Annotated in this window: 18 protein-coding genes; 5 read left to right on the top strand and 13 right to left on the bottom strand. The window is 42.9% G+C overall.

The window, feature by feature from the left end; translation table 11 throughout:
* Nucleotides 1–84: 84 nt before the first annotated feature.
* Nucleotides 85–2,631: a replicative DNA helicase gene (gene dnaB / locus KA713_03820; protein UXE67742.1), complete on the bottom strand. Its 2,547-nt coding sequence runs from the start codon at nt 2,629–2,631 to the stop codon at nt 85–87.
* A gap of 411 nt (nt 2,632–3,042) precedes the next feature.
* Between dnaB and KA713_03815 the strand changes: the two genes are divergently transcribed.
* From KA713_03815 to KA713_03795, 5 genes are all read left to right on the top strand, one after another.
* On the top strand, nt 3,043–4,440 hold the full coding sequence (locus tag KA713_03815; GenBank protein UXE67741.1) for an alanine:cation symporter family protein: 1,398 nt from the start codon (nt 3,043–3,045) through the stop codon (nt 4,438–4,440).
* A 68-nt stretch (nt 4,441–4,508) separates the two neighbouring features.
* Complete coding sequence (locus KA713_03810; GenBank protein UXE67740.1) at nt 4,509–4,721, top strand: hypothetical protein; 213 nt, start codon at nt 4,509–4,511, stop codon at nt 4,719–4,721.
* Nucleotides 4,721–4,975 carry a type II toxin-antitoxin system RelE/ParE family toxin gene (locus KA713_03805; GenBank protein UXE67739.1) on the top strand — a complete coding sequence of 85 codons (255 nt, stop codon included), beginning with the start codon at nt 4,721–4,723 and terminating at the stop codon, nt 4,973–4,975. The genes KA713_03810 and KA713_03805 overlap by 1 nt, the downstream gene beginning before the upstream one ends.
* Nucleotides 4,976–5,015: 40 nt before the next feature.
* Nucleotides 5,016–6,194 (top strand): acetyl-CoA C-acyltransferase, encoded by a 1,179-nt coding sequence (locus KA713_03800; GenBank protein UXE67738.1) that lies wholly within the window; start codon nt 5,016–5,018, stop codon nt 6,192–6,194.
* Nucleotides 6,195–6,227: 33 nt separating this feature from the next.
* Nucleotides 6,228–7,604 (top strand): toxin-antitoxin system YwqK family antitoxin, encoded by a 1,377-nt coding sequence (locus KA713_03795; protein ID UXE67737.1) that lies wholly within the window; start codon nt 6,228–6,230, stop codon nt 7,602–7,604.
* Between the two features lie 79 nt (nt 7,605–7,683).
* On the opposite strand, the gene KA713_03790 is transcribed toward KA713_03795, so the two are convergent.
* The 12 genes from KA713_03790 to KA713_03735 all read right to left on the bottom strand — a co-directional run bounded on the left by KA713_03790 (nt 7,684) and on the right by KA713_03735 (nt 17,762).
* Complete coding sequence (locus KA713_03790) at nt 7,684–9,534, bottom strand: phosphoenolpyruvate carboxykinase (GTP) (GenBank protein ID UXE67736.1); 1,851 nt, start codon at nt 9,532–9,534, stop codon at nt 7,684–7,686.
* Nucleotides 9,535–9,623: 89 nt separating this feature from the next.
* Entirely contained in the window at nt 9,624–9,923 is a 300-nt protein-coding gene (locus KA713_03785) for a hypothetical protein (GenBank protein UXE67735.1), read from the bottom strand.
* The gene (locus KA713_03780) at nt 9,899–10,075 is read right to left on the bottom strand and encodes a hypothetical protein (protein ID UXE67734.1); all 177 of its coding nucleotides are present in this window, start codon (nt 10,073–10,075) and stop codon (nt 9,899–9,901) included. The genes KA713_03785 and KA713_03780 overlap by 25 nt, the downstream gene beginning before the upstream one ends.
* A 22-nt stretch (nt 10,076–10,097) precedes the next feature.
* Nucleotides 10,098–10,958: a sugar phosphate isomerase/epimerase gene (locus KA713_03775; protein UXE67733.1), complete on the bottom strand. Its 861-nt coding sequence runs from the start codon at nt 10,956–10,958 to the stop codon at nt 10,098–10,100.
* A gap of 47 nt (nt 10,959–11,005) precedes the next feature.
* The gene (locus KA713_03770; protein UXE67732.1) at nt 11,006–11,743 is read right to left on the bottom strand and encodes a DUF1080 domain-containing protein; all 738 of its coding nucleotides are present in this window, start codon (nt 11,741–11,743) and stop codon (nt 11,006–11,008) included.
* Between the two features lie 58 nt (nt 11,744–11,801).
* Nucleotides 11,802–12,221 carry a cytochrome c class I gene (locus tag KA713_03765; protein UXE67731.1) on the bottom strand — a complete coding sequence of 140 codons (420 nt, stop codon included), beginning with the start codon at nt 12,219–12,221 and terminating at the stop codon, nt 11,802–11,804.
* 39 nt (nt 12,222–12,260) lie between these two features.
* Nucleotides 12,261–13,313 (bottom strand): sugar phosphate isomerase/epimerase, encoded by a 1,053-nt coding sequence (locus KA713_03760; protein UXE67730.1) that lies wholly within the window; start codon nt 13,311–13,313, stop codon nt 12,261–12,263.
* A 149-nt stretch (nt 13,314–13,462) separates the two neighbouring features.
* A complete protein-coding gene (locus KA713_03755) occupies nt 13,463–14,602 on the bottom strand; it encodes a Gfo/Idh/MocA family oxidoreductase (GenBank protein UXE69017.1) in 1,140 nt (379 codons plus the stop codon).
* 127 nt (nt 14,603–14,729) lie between these two features.
* A complete protein-coding gene (rffA, locus tag KA713_03750; GenBank protein UXE67729.1) occupies nt 14,730–15,860 on the bottom strand; it encodes a dTDP-4-amino-4,6-dideoxygalactose transaminase in 1,131 nt (376 codons plus the stop codon).
* A complete protein-coding gene (locus KA713_03745) occupies nt 15,857–16,219 on the bottom strand; it encodes an EamA family transporter (protein UXE67728.1) in 363 nt (120 codons plus the stop codon). The genes rffA and KA713_03745 overlap by 4 nt, the downstream gene beginning before the upstream one ends.
* 2 nt (nt 16,220–16,221) lie before the next feature.
* Nucleotides 16,222–16,845, bottom strand: a complete 624-nt coding sequence (locus tag KA713_03740; GenBank protein ID UXE67727.1) for a class I SAM-dependent methyltransferase — start codon at nt 16,843–16,845, stop codon at nt 16,222–16,224.
* Complete coding sequence (locus KA713_03735) at nt 16,842–17,762, bottom strand: glycosyltransferase family 2 protein (protein UXE67726.1); 921 nt, start codon at nt 17,760–17,762, stop codon at nt 16,842–16,844. Before KA713_03735 ends, KA713_03740 begins: the two co-directional genes overlap by 4 nt.
* Nucleotides 17,763–17,776: the final 14 nt, after the last annotated feature.

Genomic DNA, 17,776 nt, shown 5'->3' with positions numbered 1-17,776 from the left:
AACGCAAAAGTTCATAACCAGAAACTTGTAACCAGAAACCAGCATCCAGTTCAAATCTAAAATCAAAAATCGAAATTCTAAAATTTAGAACGGTGTTTCATCATCTCCACCGCGTGGAGCGGGCGGTTCATCGCGGAAAGTATTGAGTCTGCTTTCGCGGGTGATGCTGCTCATGGGCATTAGGCCTTCGGGCGAATCGTAGTCGGCAAACTTGGTGTACTTGCCAATAAATTTCAGTTTCACGTTTTCGAGCGAACCGTTTCTATGTTTGGCAATGATTACTTCGGCCATACCTTGAGTGGGCATTCCCTCTTCGTCAACGGTGATTTTATAATACTCAGGTCGATACAAAAACATCACGATATCAGCATCTTGTTCGATAGAACCCGATTCGCGCAAGTCTGAAAGCTGCGGACGCTTGTCGCCACCGCGTGTCTCCACACCACGACTTAATTGCGACAATGCAATCACGGGAACGGAAAGTTCTTTAGCAATGCCTTTGAGCGCACGTGAAATGGATGCGATTTCTTGTTCACGGTTTCCGCCCATTTCGCCTTTCATCAACTGCAAGTAGTCAATCACTATCATTTGAATACCGTGCTCGGCTTTTAGCCTGCGGCACTTGGCACGAAGTTCTAAAATGGAAAGCGCAGGGGTATCGTCAATAAAAATAGGTGCGGTAGAAAGTCGGTTGGTTTTATGCACCAATTGCTGCCATTCAAACTCGGCCAGGTTTCCCTTCTTGATTTTTTCTGATTCGAGTTCCGCTTCCGCAGAAATCAAACGATTCACCAATTGCAAAGAAGCCATCTCCAACGAAAAAATAGCCACTGGAAAATTGAAATCAACGGCTGCGTTGCGCAGGGCGGAGACAATAAATGCTGTGTTGTGCGTTACGGTCATGTCTTCGAGAAGGAATAATCTATTCCCATCGATTTCAAATCCGTAGTAATCATCAACTTTATCAAATTCTACTTTTATACCTGTATGACGCCAGTCAATAATGGATTCTCTTTTCCGCGCCTTCTTTCTTTCTACGCGTGCTGGTATTGAATCTAAATCGCCACTCAGGCGCACACGATAGACTTCGCTCTCAAAACCAATTTCTTTGATGGATGACGTCTTGGAAACAAACGATGTTTTAAAACCAAGCGAATCGCACAAAAATTTAATTTGCTTGGCCAGTGCTTTATTCTTTTGGGTGATTTCGTACACATGAAACTCATCATTGTAATGCCCATCCGAATCAATCAGTCCTGCCAACAATGCCAATCTATTTTCTTTGGTGTTGACTAAGAATTGATTGGGTATGTGTTTGTTCTCCAGCAAATTCAATTCGTTCAAAATGGCCTGAACCGAAAAATCATTTTTTCCTCGATGGCCTTTGGTGATGGCGTAATTCTTCGTTTTTCCTTCTTGAGCATACCCTACCAATTCTAATTCAAGCTCATTGGCATACTGGCCCATAAAGTCAATAATCTCTTGGTCTTGATTGGTAATGCGAGAGCTGTACGAATGGCCATCTCCCAGCCAAAGTCCTAAAAAGTAAGGGTTTAATGGCAACGGCTTTTCGTCAAACTCAACCGCAACTTTATAGCCTTTGTAATTCGACTTAAACTTGTCGGACTTAGTTAGGTAATCTTTTACTTCAATGTTTAATATCTCACCATGCTCATGGTTGCCTTCTCTCCTACTTCTTTTCAATGACAGGATGTGCGATTCATTCACTCGATACGAGATGCCATGATTTTGGTGTACCCAGTACATATTCTCTCTACCTCTAGCTATCGACAAAACTTTTCTTGGTGTGGAGTCATCGCCCATCAAAAGTTCGCCTGCTTGCACATCTTGCACATTTTTGAGCGAACCATCAAACATCAAAACCTTCGTGCCTTTGCCCAAGCACTTACCCATACCCGGCCTGGCTGCAATGATCACCAAATCAGATTTTTGCCAACCTGAAGTAACTCTGTCTAACCGCGAGAAACCGCTGGGCACACCGGTCAACCCATCTTTGTGGTTTTTCTTTTCTTGCAATTCCTGAATCGCTTGGAACATCAACGTTTTCATGTTGTCGTAGTTCTTCCGAAGGTTGGAATCAGAGATCTGAAAAATCGACTGCTCGGTTTTATCCAATAACTCAAAAACATCAGTCGTATCTTCAAATGCATCGTGGTGAATTTGAGAGGCAATGGAAATCAAGTCGCGCTTAATCGCCATTTCAATAATGATACGAGAGTGGTACTCAATGTTGGCAGCCGAACTTACTTTTGATGTCAGTTCAGCGATGTAGTACGCGCCACCGGCCAACTCTAACTTTCCATTTTTACGAAGTTGCGCCACCACCGTGCGCATGTCCACCGGCTCGGTTGCTTTGAACAAATCGATGATGGCCTCGTAAACGGTTTTGTTTTGCTCTTTGTAGAAATGGTCGGCACGCAAAAATTCTACTACGGCCGTCAGCGCATTCTTCTCGAGCATGAGCGCTCCCAAAATGGCTTCTTCTAAGTCAATCGCCTGAGGCGGAAGTTTGCCTAAACTCTCGGTGATATCGCGCACCAAAACTTTAGACCTACTTCCGGCTCCGCTCATCACAGAACTTAACCTCACTGGCGTTGACCGTTGCTCCATACTTTGTGGTTGCTGGTATGAGTTGCTTTTTTAAAGGACGACAAACGTACACCTTGAAATAAAACTACCCTCAACAACTTATCTACAATATATGATGTGGATTTGTTAATAAATAGATGCTAGCTGCTAGATACTTGATACTGGATTCTAGGAACTGTGCAACCAATTGTAAGCAACCATGTGTATATCACACTTTTGTAATCATGCACAAGCGGGCAAGGGATTGAAGTGGAAAGCCCACAGTGGCGCGTCTCGTGCCACGAGGACTTGCAACGAAAAGCCCGGTCCCGCCTCAAACGGGATGCCCCCAAGAATCCTGTACCTAGTATCTAGAATCCAGCACCAAGCATCCAGTATCGAGTATCCAGTATTTTACCTACTTTTAGCTCTAATATTTTAAACCCCTTTTTCGTGAGTGAATTTATTGCAGACCTTGCCACCGGAGTTTGGACGCCCATTTTGTTTTTGTTGATACTGGGCGGATTGTTTTTCTTTTTCTATTCGCGCCTGATCCATTATCGCTACTTCACGCATACGATCGCCATTTTACGTGGTAAGTATCACAACCCCAACGACCCCGGTCAAATTAGTCCTTACGAAGCCTTGTCAACGGCCATGGCCTCTACCGTGGGTATGGGCAACATTGCAGGTGTGGCCGCGGCCATCAGCATTGGCGGACCAGGTGCCTTGTTTTGGATGTGGGTCACCGCTTTTGTAGGGATGTCTACTAACTTCTTTACCAGCACGTTATCGGTGATGTACCGAGGAAAAGATTCAGATGGTGTGATACAAGGAGGGCCGATGTATGTGATTCGCGAAGCACTGGGCCCTGCGTGGAAACCACTGTCCGTTTTGTTTTGCCTTTGCGCGATGATTGGGTGTTTGGGGATTTTTCAGGCGAACCAACTCACGCAAGCGATTATCGATATTGGTTTTTCGGAAACTGAATTCAAAAATTCAACTTTCCCTTTTTTGGGATTTGAAATCAGCACCATGAAGTTCCTCATCGGCACTACGTTGATGGTTATTTCAGGGATTGTGATCTTGGGCGGCATTCAGCGTATTGGCAGTTGGGCAGGAAAAATGGTGCCACTGATGATTGTGATTTATTTTTTCTGCGTCTTCGCGATATTGATTGTAAATATTGGCGTGGTGCCCCATTACTTATGGATGATTATCACCGAAGCGTTTACCGCCAATCACTACCACGGCAATCCTGCGTTGGGTGGCATGCTGGGTGGATTGATTGTGGCGGGTGTGCGCAGAGCAAGTTTCTCAAATGAAGCTGGCATCGGCACGGCACCGATGGCCCTGGGCGCATCGCAAAGTACCGAGCCTATTCGTGAAGGGTTGGTCTCGATGATTAGCCCCGCGATCGACACATTGCTGGTTTGCACTTTGACAGCTTTGGCTATTTTGGTGACAGGTGTTTGGGAAACAAAAGGCGTGAGTGGTGTAACGTTGACAGCCAACGCATTTCAAATGGCGCTGCCAGGAGTTGGTAAATATTTGTTGTTGCTTTGTGCATTCTTCTTTGCGATTACTTCACTGTTCTCTTACTCGTACTACGGAAGCAAAGCCCTTGCCTTTTTAGTAGGCGTAAAGGCCAGCAAGTACTACGATTATTTTTATTTGATTACGATTGTGGTCGGTGCCGTTGCTTCACTGACGGATGTAATGAACGTAATCGACATTGCCTACGCCTTGATGGCCATCCCCACCATGCTTTCAGGATTTGCACTTGCACCAAAAGTAATGACAGAGGCGAAATCGTATTTTAAGAGGATGAGGGAGATGCGGGAGGTTTGATACTTAAGTCGTAAAAATCAATAAAACCAATACAATTTACTTATCTTTGCCTGACTAAAAATGATGATATGTCTACACTGAATCCTCAATATATTACAGACAAGAAAGGAAAGAAAATTTCTGTGGTGCTTCCCATTAAAGAGTATAAATCTATCATCGAAGAGCTAGAAGAGTTGGAAGATATTAAACTTTACGATGAGGCTAAAGCCTCCAATGATCCGAGCTACCCTATTGACGTAGCTTTCAAAATGGTGGAGGCAAAAAGAAAAAAGAAAAAATAATGCCCTATCAAGTAAAGGTACAAAAGAGAGCGATAAAGGCTCTTGAACAAATTAACGAGCCTTACTATTCAAATGTTAAAGTAGCAATCTCTAATTTGGCCTTCAATCCGCGACCAAATGGCTACATAAAACTTAAAGGGCGAAACGGTTTTAGAATCAGAGTGGGCAATTATCGAATCATCTACGAAATCTTTGATAACATTCTACTAGTAGAAGTGATTGATTTAGGTGATAGAAAAAATATTTACGACTAATTAAACCAATTACTAACCCCACTATCCTAAATTCTTTTCTATGAAAGAAGTCTATATCGTCTCTGCAGTGCGCACACCCATTGGTAGCTTTGGCGGAAGCCTTGCCGCTCAAACGGCCGTGCAACTCGGTGCCGTGGCCGTAAAAGGTGCACTGCAAAAAATTGGCCTCGACCCCAAGCAGGTGCAAGAAGTGTTTATTGGCAATGTGATTTCTGCCGGCTTGCAACAAGCACCCGCTACACAAGTGGCCGTGGCGGCAGGCCTGGGTTACGAAATCCCGTGTACGCTTGTAAACAAAGTATGCGCTTCGGGCATGAAGGCGATTATGTTGGGCGCGCAGTCCATCATGCTTGGTCAAAATGAGGTAGTAGTAGCAGGCGGCACCGAGAGCATGAGCAACATCCCGTACTATTTATTAAAGGCTCGCTATGGATTCAAATATGGAAATGGCGAATTGCTTGATGGCCTCACCTACGATGGCCTCACCGATGTGTACAACCACTGCGCCATGGGCGTGTGTGCCGATAACACCGCCAAAGAAATGAACATCAGTCGTGCGGACCAAGATGCTTATGCGATTAACTCTTACAAACGTTCCGCGGCTGCATGGGCTGCCGGCAAATTCAAAGATGAAATTGTAGGCGTTGAACTCGTAGACAAAAAAGGAAACAAAACACTATTTTCCGAAGACGAAGAATACAAAGCAGTCAACTTCGACAAGATACCCGGCTTGAAACCCGTGTTCACCAAGGACGGTACCGTCACCGCGGCCAATGCTTCTACCATCAACGATGGTGCAGCAGCTGTTATTCTCATTAGCAAAGAAAAAGCAAAAGAACTCGGCCTCAGTCCTATCGCCAAAATAGTAGGCTTTGCCGATGCTGCGCAAGACCCCATGTGGTTTACTACCACTCCGAGTATCGCCATTCCCAAAGCCATGAAGATGGCCGGAGTCGATAAAAAAGATGTTGGATTCTACGAAATCAATGAAGCCTTTTCTGCTGTGGCGATTGCCAACAACATCAAGTTGGGCCTCGATCCCGAAAAAGTAAACGTCAATGGCGGAGCCGTGTCACTTGGTCACCCGCTCGGTGCATCGGGAGCGCGCATTACCCTTAGCTTGGCCAATATTTTAAAGCAAAACAATGCGAGCATTGGTGTAGCCGGCATTTGCAATGGGGGTGGCGGTGCTTCGGCTATTGTAATCGAAGCAATATAGATACTTTTTAACATCCAAGGTCGTTTGTCAGATATGAAGAGCAATATCCACGCAAAGACGCGAAGAGCGCGAAGAAATCCACTCAAGAATTTAAGGACTTTAACGTTTTTGCTTGCCACTTTTGCATTTATCCTCGTTTCTCAACTGGGTTTTGCCCAAAAAGAAATAAAAACCTATTTCGACAAATCGGAAAAGAGAGTTGAGGAACACTACTTTGTATCGAACGAAAACCAAGCGATGGAAGGAAAGTACAAACGCTACTTTCCTAACGGCAAACTCGCACTTGAAGGTACTTTCGTTAATGGCGTTCGCTCTGGCACTTTTTATGAGTATCACGAGAACGGAACACTCATCCGCAAAATCAATTACTTAGATGGCTTGCGTCACGGCCCTGTAGAAATTTTTACAGAAAAAGGAAAACCACTTCAAAAAGCGTTTTATCAAAACAATAAACTGGAAGATAGTGCCACCACTTACTACCCCAGTGGCTTGGTGAAAATGGAGAGTGCTTTTGAAAAAGGTAAGCCAGATGGAATTTTAAAAGAATATTATCCATCTGGAAAAATCCGAAAAGAAATTTCCTATAAAAACCAAAAGCCAAATGGCGTTACCAAATTGTATTATGAAAATGGTGTACTCGAAACAGAAGCCAACTACAAAGATGGCTTCATCAGTGGCTATTGGAAATCGTTTTATACCAACGCTCAACTGGAAATTATCTATGAAATAAAAGAGGGTAAAAAGGTAGGCGATTTTAAAAACTACGATAAGGACGGGCATCTACTTTTAGAAGGCCATTTCATGAATGCCAAACTTCATGGTGAAAACAAAGGTTATTATGCCAATGGAGTCAAACGGCACGAGTATCAATTTAAGGATGGCGGCAAATATGGAACCAATACGGATTATTATGAGAGCGGAAAAATCAAAGCCAAAGAACAATTCGCCTTTAATGGCAAGGACAGCAAATTGGAGTTGTACAACGAAGAAGGAAAACTCACCGCAGAGAAAAACTTTCGTGCTGGTAAATCCAACGGCACTTGGAATTTCTATCAAAAAGATGGTAAGACATTGACTTTGAAAGAAAACTATGAGAACAACATGCTGCACGGCCTGCGCACCCTCTACCACGACAGTGGCGAAAAATCGGTGGAAGAAACCTGGAAGTTCAATTTGATTACAGGACCCGTGAAAAACTACTCAACCGATGGTAAACTAACTTCGGAATGTATGTATCGAGGCAGCCGTCAACATGGGTTGTACATCAGCTACTTTCCTAATGGTAAAATAAAGGAGCAAGGCGAATACGTAGCCAACAAAAAACACAAAGAATGGAAAGAGTTTGATGAGACTGGCAAACTTATTAAAACATTGAAATTCCAAGCCGGCATTCTGATTTCGGAAAAGTAATCAACCACCATCAAGGGCGCAGACCACTACCCTTCATGTGGGGCTTTCGTCAGGAACTTTTTTCAACTTTTATAAGGCATTACTCCCCTGCCTCCAAACTCCATTTCTCTGGTGAACGCCACAAACTAGACAGTAGCAATTCTCTTAAGAAAATAAATTCCTTCGGTAAACGGTCATACATACGCTCGAACAATTCAGCATGATCGAGCAACTCTTTTTTCCACGCTTCGCGGTCAATGGTCATAATTGATTCAAAATCTTGGCGCGAAAAATCACAGCCGGTCCAATCGATATCATCGTAATGAGGCATCCAACCAATAGGGCTTTCAACAGCATTTGTCTTGCCTTGAATTTTTTGAACGATCCATTTCAGCACGCGTGTATTTTCGCCAAAACCAGGCCAGATAAAATTGCCCTGCTCATCTTTACGAAACCAATTTACACCAAAAATACGTGGCGGGTTGGGTATATTCCTTCCGAATTGCAACCAATGATTAAAGTAATCGCCCATGTGGTAGCCACAAAAAGGCAACATGGCAAATGGATCTCTGCGCACTTTACCTACTTCACCAAATGCAGCAGCCGTCATTTCAGAACCCATGGTTGCTGCCAAGTACACACCTGAATTCCAATTGTGCGCTTGATAAATCAACGGGATCGTGGTGCTTCTTCTTCCACCAAAAATCAACGCACCTATCGGAACACCATTCGGGTTTTCCCAATCTTCATCTAAGCAAGGATTTTGTGTTGCGGGTGCAGTAAAGCGCGCATTGGGATGAGCGCAAGGTTTACCTGCCGAAGGATCCCATTTTTGTCCTCGCCAATCGGTCAAATTTTTAGGCGCTTCTTTGGTCAATCCTTCCCACCACACATCGCCATCATCGGTAACGCCAACATTGGTGAAGATGGTGTTTTTAGAAATTGACTCCATTGCCATAGGATTGGTTTTTGCATTGGTGCCAGGCGCCACACCAAAATATCCCGCCTCCGGGTTGATGGCATATAACTTTCCATCTTTGCCGGGTTTGATCCAAGCAATGTCATCGCCCACGGTCGTAATTTTCCATCCCTCAAATTCCTTAGGTGGAATGAGCATCGCAAAATTTGTTTTGCCACACGCACTGGGGAATGCAGCCGCTAAATAAGTTTTCTCGCCATCTGGATTTTGAACACCCATGATGAGCATGTGTTCGGCCAGCCATCCTTCTTCGCGGGCCATGGTAGAAGCAATCCGAAGCGCGAAACATTTTTTTCCAAGCAAAGCATTGCCACCATAACCAGAACCGTACGAAACAATGGCTCTGTCTTCAGGATAATGTACAATGTATTTAACGGTTGGGTTGGTAGGCCACTTTACATCTGTTTGCCCGGGTGCCAACGGAGCACCCACGGAGTGCAAACATTTCACATACTCACCATCGCTACCGAGCACATTCATTACGTTCACGCCTACGCGCGTCATCAAGTGCATGTTCACCACCACATATTCAGAATCGGTGATCTCCACACCAATGTGCGAAAGATCAGATCCTACTGGCCCCATGCTAAAGGGAATCACATAAAGCGTTCGCCCTTTCATGCACCCTTCAAATAACTTTTTGAGGCGAGGCTTCATCTCGCGCGGATCGACCCAGTTATTAGTTGGGCCAGCATCTTCTTTGGCACGAGAGCAGATGTAGGTTCTGTCTTCCACACGCGCAACATCACTTGGGTCTGAAAAGCAGGCAAAACTATTTGGTCTTTTTGCAGGATTGAGCTTTATAAAAGTGCCTTTCGAAACCAGAAGCTCACAAAGATCATCGTATTCTTGTTTTGAGCCATCACACCAGCGTATGGCATCGGGCTGGCAAAGGTCAGCGATTTGCTGAACCCAGTTGATCATTTCAGTGTGGTTGATCTTATAAGTTGACTTGGGACTTTTGGCATCCATAGCGGGTATCATTTAGATGATGCAAAATAGTTATAGAAAATGTTAAAATAAAATGTTTCAAACGATTGAAATGATGATTGTTGTCAGGTTTACCACCAAATCAATTTTGAAGGAATAAATTCTCGGATGTGCAAAAGGTCTTTGTTTTCGATAAATACAATAGTGTACTTTTTCAAGTAGTTTACGCACTTTAATCCAAGCTCAATTGTTTTTTTGTCTCGGCAAAAGCCATATGATTTTCTATCATCCGCTAAGCTTTCAAAAAAATTATGAACGTCATCTGAGAATTTTTCAGCTGTTGCGAGCATTCCTTTTGATTCGATAAAAAAAGAAATTTCAGCAATGCTTCTAGAGGCCGATACTCCTATGACAATTTTTCTTTTGCCCATTTGCGAATTAATTGCTTGGCATAAGCTCTAGATTCTGACAAAGTAAGCGTTTTCTCAGGCTTCGTCTTCAAAGCTGCTTTCTTTTGCAAAGCCTCGTAATCCTTGCAGGAAAGAACAACATATTTTTTTTTATCAATCGTAATCTCATTCATAATCCTTTCAAATTAAATTCAATCAAATCATCCTCCTCAAATTCCCAATGCACTTCTCCACGCTATCAATGGAACTAACAGGATAAGCTTCTTGCTCAATGTAAAAATGTTTCAATCCAGACTGTTTTGCTTTCGCAAAAATAGATTTGAAATCGATGCGACCGGTGCCTACGTCTACTTGTTGTTTAGGGTTGGTCTTGTCCATGTCTTTCACATGCCATTGCTCAAAGCGACCAGGATACTTTTCAAAATATTCTGCCGGGCTTTGGTTGGCCACGTGCATCCAGTACAAATCCATTTCCATTCCTACCAATTTGGGGTCAAGTTCTTTTAGCATCACGTGGTAAGCCACTTGGCCTTCAAATTGTTCAAACTCAAATTCGTGATTGTGGTAATTTAGGCGCACCCCATATTTCTTGCACAGCTCTCCTGCTTTGTTCAACGCTTCGCAAACGCCCTTGTAGTCTTTGCGCTCATCTGGCATCAAAAAAGCTACTACCATAAAATCCTGTCCTGATTCTTTGGCATCGTTCACGGCCCGTTCCCATTCGTTCATTACAGTACCTTTCATCATTCTGGTGTTCTCAGATTTACCGAGCAAATGATGGCCACTGGTCACTTTCATACCAAGGCCTTTCACATAATCAGAAAACTCCTTGTACTTCATTCCAAATATTTTTCCATCGCTGTAACTATATGCCTCCAATTCTTTGTACCCAAAGTCAGCCACTTTCTTCAACACTCCTTTTGGGTCCTGAGGAATCATGTCTCGCAACGAGTATAGCTGCAAGCCAATTTTCTTTTTGTCTATGAAAGCAAATGAAGTAAGGGATGCTCCTAATGCTGCGAATGAAGTGGTTTGAATAAATTCTCTGCGGTTCATAAAATAACTGTTTTGTGGTTAAAGACACTTACAACCTTTGTACCCTTCTATTTTAACTCTTTGATTTTGATGTTTCGAAACCACACTAAATCGCCATGGTCTTGCAATGAAATTCTACCCTTCTTGGATTTTCCAAAACCGGGCATGTCTTTGAACTTACTTCCTTTAATCATGGCTTCCCACTCGGGGGTGAACATCGTTGTCTCCACTTGCTTCACGCCATTTAGCCATAATTCCAAATGTCCCTTGTTGGAAACAATTTTTGCCACATTCCATTCATTAGCCGACTTTACTGATTCAGTTGGGCTGGCAATCAAATCATATAAATTTCCGGCTCTATGTTTTTCTATTTTTGCATCTGGATGGCAAGCATTGTCCAACACTTGCATTTCTGGGCCTGTTTGCCAAACATATTGATACTCGGGGGCTTCAACCACATTGAAGATGATTCCACTGTTTCCACACGGAGCAATCTTCCATTCAATGCTTAATTCGAAATTTTCGAATTCGTTTTCAGTAACAATATCGCCACCTCCTTTTATTTGAAAACCTTCTTTTTGTGTTTTATTCAAATGAATAGCCCCATCTGTTACCGACCACGCCTCGCCAATGGTTTTACTTTTAAAGTTTCTCCAACCATTTAGCGTCTTTCCATTAAACAACAATTTCCATCCCTCTTTTTCTTCTTGTTTGGTAAGCGTATTCTGAGCGTTGCAAATTCCAATTAAAAAGCAACAGAAAACAATCGCTAATAACTTCGTGGTGATCGTTGGTCGGGAGTTCATTGTCAGAGGTAGTTTATTGTTATTAAAATCAAAAATCGCACATCGTAAATCACAAGTATTAATGTTCCGTTTCCCCATCCAATGATAGCACGTACCTTGCCATCTTTTCAGCATCAGCTTGGGTAATATCCGCATGAGCTGCCATTGGTATTTCTCCCCAAACACCTGAACCTCCTTTAATAATTTTACCAGCCAATAATTCAACATTGGCCTTCGTAAATTCATACTTCTTAGCAACATCGGTATGTGATGGCCCAATGATTTTATTCACGGTATGGTGACAGGTTTTGCAGTCGCTTGCTTTTACGAGCGATTCGCCCTGTGTGATGGCATCGGCTGCCACATCGGGTGCATCAATCGTCTCTTGTGGTGTACCATAGTCTTCGGTCACTACTTTTTTCTCTTTGCTTCCACACGAGTAAAATACCATCGTGCAAGAAAAAATCAGTATTGCAATTGTTGAGATTTTTCGGTTCATGTTATAAGTTGTTTAAAGTCTAAAGTTAAATTTTGTCTGTTAGATACCTAAAATTGATTTGTTCAGTGTTGGATTTTTTCCTGTTGAAGCAAAATCATCGAATGCTTTTTCTGTTACGCGTATGATATGCCTTTTGATAAACGGAGCGCCTTCTTTCGCACCTTGTTCGGGATGTTTGATGCAGCACTCCCACTCCAACACTGCCCAACCATCATAGCCATATTGAGCCAATTTACTAAATATTGTTTTAAAGTCTACTTGACCATCGCCTAACGAACGGAAACGGCCCGGTCGATCTACCCAATTTTGAAAGCCTCCATAAACTCCACTCTTGCCTGTTGGGTTAAACTCAGCATCCTTTACATGAAACATTTTGATAAACGAGTAATAAAAATCGATATACTGCTTGTAATCCAATTGCTGCAATACAAAATGGCTGGGGTCGTACAATATATTGCAACGGTTGTGTTTATCGGTGGCTTCCCAAAATCGCTCGAAGGTAATGCCATCGTGCAAATCTTCACCCGGGTGGATTTCGTAACACACATCCACCCCTACTTTATCAAACGCATTTAAGATTGGCAACCAACGCTTGGCCAATTCTTTAAATCCGTCTTCCACTAATCCTGCTGGCCTTTGCGGCCATGGGTAAACGGTGTGCCACATCAACGCACCTGAAAAAGTGGCGTGCGCATGCAATCCCAAATTTTTACTGGCCTTTGCGGCTAACTTCAATTGCTCGATGGCCCACTTGGTTCTTTCTTTTGGTTTGCCCCTCACTGATTTTGGCGCGAAGCCATCAAACATGGCATCGTAGGCAGGATGAACAGCTACCAACTGACCTTGCAAATGCGTGGATAACTCGGTGATTTTTAGCCCACAACTTTCAACGGTATCACGAACTTCGTCTGCATAGTCTTTGCTCTCTCCAACTTTACGCAAATCGATGCACCGCGCATCCCAACTGGGAATTTGCACGCCCACATAGCCAAGCGATTCCGCCCATTTGCAAATGGATTTCAAATTATCGAATGGAGGTTCATCGCCCATGAACTGTGCTAAAAAAATCGCGGGGCCTTTTATAGTTGTCATTAAGGTGATATTAGATTTAAGATGTGAGATGTGAGATGTGAGATGTAAGATTTGAGATTTGAGATGTTAGACTTTAGATATACCACTTAAGGCTGACATCAGGTTAAGTATCATTTTCAAATTTTCAAATTGAACAATTTTCAAATTGTTTAGATTTCAAAAGCCGTCCATTTCTCTTTGCTTTGCCCGCTCTTCACCACGTTATCGATAAAGGCCATACCGCGTATGCCTTCATCAACTGTAGGGAAATTCACTTCTTTCGGAACTGGCTTGCCATCTATTTTTGCTGAAACGGTGAGTGCAAAATTTCGGTATAGGTTTGCAAATGCTTCTAAGTAGCCTTCGGGATGACCAGCCGGAGTGCGCAAATTAAAAATTGCCTCACTGCCTAAAAATCCATTCGTGCCAGCCCTTAAAATTTGCATTGGTTTATCGAGCCATTTTAGGGTAAGGGAGTTCGGCTCCATCTGCGACCAATCGAGTCCGCCATGTTCGCCATACACCCGTATGCGCAAAGCATTCTCTTCGCCAGCTGCAATTTGTGTAGCCGTCAACACACCGGCTGCACCGTTATCAAATTTTAAAAGAACATTTCCATCATCATCCAACGCGCGACCCGGAACCATGATATTTAAATCGGCACACAGATGGGTGATTTTTAAACCAGTAATAAACTCTGCCAAGTGGGCAGCATGTGTGCCGATGTCGCCCATCGCGCCCGCTTTACCAGAGCGCTTGGGGTCGGTGCGCCAAGCTGCTTGTGCATTGCCTTCGCGTTCACTCATTTTACTTAACCAACCTTGCGGATATTCGACTACTACTTTTCTAATTTTCCCGAATACTCCTTCTTTCACCATCGAGCGAGCTTGCCGCACCATGGGGTAACCCGAATAGGTATGTGTTAGGCACAGTACCAAACCCGTTTCATCCACTTTCTTTTTTAATTGCTTGGCTTCATCCAATGTAAAGGTGATTGGCTTTTCAATCACCACGTGAAAACCTTTTTCCAACGCCAGCATGGCGGGAGCAAAATGCGCAAAGTTTGGCGTCACGATGGTGACGAAATCGATTCGCTTATCAGCAGGGAGCTTGCTTTCTTTTTCAAGCATTTCCTCATACGTCAAGTAAGTTCTATCTTCTGCTAAGAATAGCATTTTGCCACTCTCTTTGGCAACTTCGGGGTTGATGCTCAAGGCACCTGATACTATTTCTATCAATCCGTCCATGTTGGCGGCCAGTCGGTGTATGGAACCTATGAAGGCGTCTTTGCCCCCACCTACCATTCCCATTCTAAGTTTTCTGTTCATTCGATGTATAGTTAATGATGATTGAAAAATAAGAAATTATTTGGTCAACTACCCAAAAAAATAGCTGAATCGGCAAGAAGATTTTTTTAATGGATGGATTAATACCCTATTATCCTTCTCTGTAGAATAATTTGATGGAATTGACAATATGTGTCAGTTGCTCTGGAGTAAGCTCAACAAACAAAGGCAGCCGGATGAGTGTATCAGCAAACCGCTCCGCTTGTGGCAACGAAGGTGGAGCGGACTGGCCCATCATAAAAGGGCTTTTATGCAACGGTAAATAATGAAAAATCGCTTGAACCCCCGACTGCTTTAGGTGGTTTAACAAACGGAGTTGTTGTTGTTGATTTTTAGCCAGCAAATAAAAAATATGTCCATTGTTGGTGGCGTAGGCTGGCATCAATGGTAGCTCTACTTTCCCCTCCATTGCAAGCGGCTTTAGCTGATTAAAATAAAACTCCCAATGTGCTTTTCTTTTTCGTTGAATAAAATCCAATTGCTCTAATTGTGCCCATAGGTAAGCCGCGGTTATTTCGGAAGGTAAAAAGGAAGACCCTACGTCAACCCAATTATATTTATCAACCTCGCCCCTAAAAAAAGCCGAACGATTCGTTCCCTTCTCCCAAATAATCTCTGAACGTTTTACAAATCGGTTATCATTGATCACCAACATGCCGCCCTCACCTGAAACAATGTTTTTTGTTTCGTGAAACGAAAAGGCCGCCAAGTGCCCAATGGAGCCCAACGCTTTTCCTTTGTAGTAGGAGTCAATGGCTTGTGCAGCATCTTCCACCACAAAAATGTTATGCTGATGAGCCAACTCCATGATCTCATCCATGGCGCATGCCACACCTGCATAATGGACCACCACAATGGCTTTTGTCCTTTTTGAAATGAGTAGGCGGATGGATTCCACTGAAATATTGGGTTCTGAAGCGTTGGAATCGGCAAACAGGATTTTTGCACCACGCAATACAAACGCATTGGCCGTAGAAACAAATGTGTAGGAAGGAATAATTACTTCATCGCCTGCTTGGATGTCTAACAATAGAGCAGCCATCTCCAGCGCAGCAGTGCACGATTGTGTCAATAATGTTTTCTTAAACCCATACTTGCTCTCGAAAAACTCTTGGCACTTTTGTGTAAATACTCCGTTGCCTGACAATTTTTCTTGCTTGATCGCTTCTTCAATATACGCTAGTTCCTTACCGGAAAAATATGGTTTGTTAAAGCCAATCATCCTTTTGTTATTAAAATCAATCCAGCCATAATGAGTAAGCAACCAGCAACTTTAAAAAATGTGACGGGTTCGCCCAACAAAAAATAACTGAGTAGCAAAATCAAAATAAACGAAATACTGGTAAAAGGATAGGCTTGAGAAAGGTCAAACTTGGTGAGGGCTGCCATCCACGTCAGGCTTGCCAAAAATGCCGCCACAAAACCCGAGAAAATATAGGGATCGAAAATCGCCCAAAACAAAAACAGAAATTTCTCTTTTAAGGGCTGTGGAACTTCGCCCAATTGATTCAGTCGCCATTTTAATACAAGCTGACCATACGAAGAAAGCAATACCGTTAATGCTACATAAAGATAGCCCATGATCAAAAGTTTTTCTTCACCAAAATAGTGAAATCATATTGACTGTAATCGTGGAGTAAAGCCACATTTTTAGCAAAGTGGGTTTTGCAATAGTCAAATAGCCAAGTTGGGTTAGAATAATGCAGTTCCGGTTTCATAAAGTCCTTATCCGAATAGGAAGTCAACGCATTAAACGAAAAGCCTAATTTACTCTTGCCATGTAAAATACGAATCGTTTCGATGATGTACTCCTTCCAACTCGCCTCAGAGACTTCAAATTTCAAATTAAAAATCCCACTGGCCACACAGTAATCAGCTTCTTTCATTTGCGCTAAGTCATTTACTTGCTCAAACCTTCTAGAGCCATTTTCAGGATATTTTAGTTTGGCTTGGGTAACCATTTCATCCAATACATCGTAGCCTACATATTGATATTCGATCTTCTTCGCTGAAATATAAGCAGACAAATCACCCACACCACAACCAATATCGTTGATGGTGAAAGGTCTCTTTGAATAAATTACCTTTAGCAGTTGCTCGAAGCGCACATGTTGCGCTTCTTCATTTTTCCAACCCACTCCTTGTGCGCCTGCACCATGCGCAGACAAATTGTTTTGGTAATACGATTCAATGGAAGCGTTAATCATTTTCTAAAAACCTGTTTTACAATCGTGAGCGGTCGATTCTTAATCTCTAAAAATATCTTTGATAAGTAAATGCCAATCACACCCAATACCAACAAAATCAATCCACCCAAAAACCAAACACTCGCCAAAATACTGGCCCAACCTTCTACGTCTATATTGTTAATCCATTTCCGATAGAGCAATGAAACGATAATCGCCAACGATACAACCGTAGTGATCACCCCCAGCACAAAAGTAAAATACAATGGCCGATGGCTAAGACTGGTGATGATCTCAATGGCCATTCTAATTTTTTTATAAAGTGAATAGGTGGATTTTTCTTTAAACCCCTTCACAGCCGGAACACCTATTTGGTTATATCCTGTAAGCACAAACACACCCCAAATATCCAATTCCTTTTCGGGATAGCGAAGTACTGATTGCACGTACCGATGGGTCATCAACCGAGCCGTAAATGTATCGGCTGGATAATCGATGCTCGTGAGCAGGGATAAAAATTTATAAAAAGCCCATCCGCTGAACCGTTCAAAAAAATTTCCTTTGCGTTTTGTCTGGAGCCCATACACCACATCAACCGTTGGGTTGGAAGAAATTTTTTCATAAAAAGAAGTCAATAATTCTGGATCTTCTTCCAAATCACAATCAATTAAAAAAATATAGTCGCCAGTTGCTTGCTGCAAGCCCGTCATAATAGCGCGGTGATGACCAAAATTGCGAGACAAATCAACAAGCGTGATGAATGGATAATTTTGTTGTAATTCCAATGCTTTGCGCAGTGATTGATCAGGCGATCCATCGTTTACCAATATGAGCTCAATATCAGACGTGATTTTTTGGGCCGTGTCAATACACCGCTTGCAAAACTCTTCGAGGTAGTTTTGAGAATAGTAGAGCGTGGAAACAATCGAAATCTTCAAATGCCTAGGTTTTG

This window comes from Chryseotalea sp. WA131a (assembly GCA_025370075.1).
In the GTDB taxonomy this organism is placed as follows: domain Bacteria; phylum Bacteroidota; class Bacteroidia; order Cytophagales; family Cyclobacteriaceae; genus ELB16-189.
Note: the sequence above shows the minus strand (reverse complement) of the source record. Positions and strands in the feature narration are given on the sequence as shown.